Origin of the sequence: Burkholderia sp. (assembly GCF_018375725.1) — a bacterium.
Classification (GTDB): Bacteria; Pseudomonadota; Gammaproteobacteria; order Burkholderiales; family Burkholderiaceae; genus Burkholderia.
Window position 1 is genome coordinate 1 of sequence record NZ_JAHACR010000553.1, and the last position, 1,026, is coordinate 1,026.

At 67.8% G+C, this 1,026-nt stretch carries 1 protein-coding gene; it reads left to right on the forward strand.

Features of this window, described 5'->3' with window-relative positions; genetic code table 11:
• The coding region (locus KH616_RS25345) for a methyl-accepting chemotaxis protein (protein WP_292255350.1) at window positions 1–1,026 on the forward strand (1,026 nt) is incomplete at both ends.

Below are 1,026 nucleotides of genomic sequence, written 5' to 3' on the forward strand. Positions count from 1 at the left end.
CATCGGCGAACAGCGACGCGACGGCGATCGCCGCGAGCGACCACGACAAGATGATCGACGGCGTCAAGCGGCTGGTGGTGCTCTACAACGATCTCACCGTGTCGGGCGAAGCGCTGCGCCATTTCCAGTTCACGGCAGGACAGGAGAGTTTCGACCATGCGCAGTCGGTGTACGCGACGCTGCGCATCGTGGCGATTGCCGCGCTTGCCGTCGGCCTGATCGCCGCGCTGCTGTCCTATATCGCGCTGAGCCGTGCGATCGGCCGCCCGCTTGAGACGGCGCTCGCGCATTTCGATGCGATGGCGGCGGGCGACCTGCGTCGCAGGATCGTCGTCGAGCGTCGCGACGAGATGGGGCATTTGCTGCAGGGCCTCGCGAAGATGCAGCGCGGCCTCGTCGAGACCGTGAGCACGGTGCGCTGTGGCAGCGAATCGATCGCGACCGCCGCCCGGCAGATCGCGGCGGGCAACATCGATCTGTCGTCGCGCACCGAGGAGCAGGCGGCGGCGCTGGAAGAGACCGCGTCGAGCATGGAGCAGCTGACCGGCACTGTGAAACAGAACGCGGACAACGCACGCCAGGCGAGTGCGCTCGCCGCGAACGCGTCGGAGATCGCGAACAAGGGCAACACGGTCGTCGGCGAAGTCGTCGGCACGATGGGCGAGATCAACCAGAGCTCCGCGAAGATCGCGGACATCATCGCGATCATCGAAGGGATTGCCTTCCAGACCAACATCCTCGCGCTCAATGCGGCGGTCGAGGCGGCGCGCGCGGGCGAGGACGGCCGCGGCTTCGCGGTCGTCGCGGGCGAGGTACGCAGCCTCGCGCAGCGCTCATCGGCGGCGGCGAAGGAAATCAAGGAGCTGATAGACACGTCGGTCGAGCGCATCCGTTCCGGCTCGACGCTGGTGGACGAGGCGGGGCGCACGATGACCGAGGTGATCGGCGCCGTTCAGCGCGTGACCGACATCATGGGCGAGATCGCCGCGGCGTCCGAGGAGCAGAGCGCCGGCATCGACCAGGTCG